This is a genomic window from Mesorhizobium sp. M0598 (assembly GCF_040320865.1).
Classification (GTDB): domain Bacteria; phylum Pseudomonadota; class Alphaproteobacteria; order Rhizobiales; family Rhizobiaceae; genus Mesorhizobium.
Map to the genome: position 1 here is coordinate 1 of NZ_JAMYQL010000100.1, position 1,326 is coordinate 1,326.

Below are 1,326 nucleotides of genomic sequence, written 5' to 3' on the forward strand. Positions count from 1 at the left end.
GGGAGAAGTTCACCTGCCGCGACTGCGAGGCGATCAGCCAGGCTCCGGCGCCGTTCCACGCCACCCCGCGCGGCTGGGCCGGTCCCGGCCTGCTGGCGATGATCCTGTTCGAGAAGTTCGGCCAGCATCAGCCCCTCAACCGCCAGGCTGAACGCTATGCCCGCGAAGGCGTGCCGCTCAGCCTGTCGACGCTCGCCGACCAGGTCGGCGCCGGCGTCGCGGCGCTGATGCCGCTGTTCAAGCGGCTCGAAGCCCATGTGCTGGCCGCTTCACGTCTGCACGGCGACGACACGACGGTGCCGGTCCTGGCCAAGGGCAAGACCGATACCGGCCGATTATGGACCTATGTGCGTGATGACCGACCATTCGGCGATGTCGATCCGCCGGCGGCGGTGTTCTATTATTCCCGCGATCGCCGAGGCGAACATCCCGCGGCGCATCTCGCCGGCTGGAGCGGCATTCTGCAGGCCGATGCCTATGGCGGTTATGGCGATCTCTATGCGGCGGCCCGTCAGCCGGCGCCTATTCTGGAAGCCAGCTGCTGGGCCCACAGCCGGCGCAAAGTGTTCGAGCTGGCCGATATCGAAGCGGCGGCGCGCAAGAAGGCGCACGGCGAGAAGCCCAACCTGGTCTATCCGCTCGCGGTTGAAGGCGTGAAGCGCATCGACGCCCTGTTCGATATCGAGCGCGAGATCAACGGCCTGTCGCCGGCCCAACGCCACGCCGTGCGCCAGGAGCGGAGCCTGCCGCTGGTCGCGGAGCTCGAGACCTGGATGATCGAGACGCGCGACAAGCTCTCGCGCGGACATGATCTGACCAAGGCCTTCAACTACATGCTGCGCCGCTGGTCATCCTTCGCCCGGTTCCTCGACGACGGGCGGATCTGCCTATCGAACAATGCAGCCGAGCGAGCCCTGCGCGGCATCGCTCTCGGCAGAAAGTCCTGGCTGTTCTGCGGTTCCGATCGCGGCGGACAGCGCGCTGCCGTTCTCTACAGCCTGATCGTCAGCGCCAAGTTGAACGATATCGACCCGCAGGCCTGGCTCGCCGATATCCTGGCGCGCATCGCAGCCCACCCAGCCCATCGGATCGATGATTTGCTGCCGTGGAATTGGAGATCCGCACAACTGCGGACCCAATCAGCGGCGGCCTGATCATGCAGCGCAATAAGGTGCATCACGTCTACACCGTCGAACGTGTCGCCAGGGACCTCGGCGTCAGCGAAGCGCTCATCCAGGAACTGACCCTCGGTCTCGAGCCCGAGGACGGCGTCATCTGGGTCTACGGCGCCAACGATGACGACGGGATCTTGGCCTTCACCGATGA

The 1,326-nt window shown here is 65.8% G+C and carries 1 protein-coding gene; it reads left to right on the forward strand.

Annotated features, from left to right (window positions below):
• A partial coding sequence (tnpC, locus tag NKI59_RS34885; protein ID WP_352709058.1) for an IS66 family transposase occupies positions 1-1,154 on the forward strand: 1,154 nt, incomplete at its 5' end.
• Between the last annotated feature and the right edge of the window lie 172 nt (positions 1,155-1,326).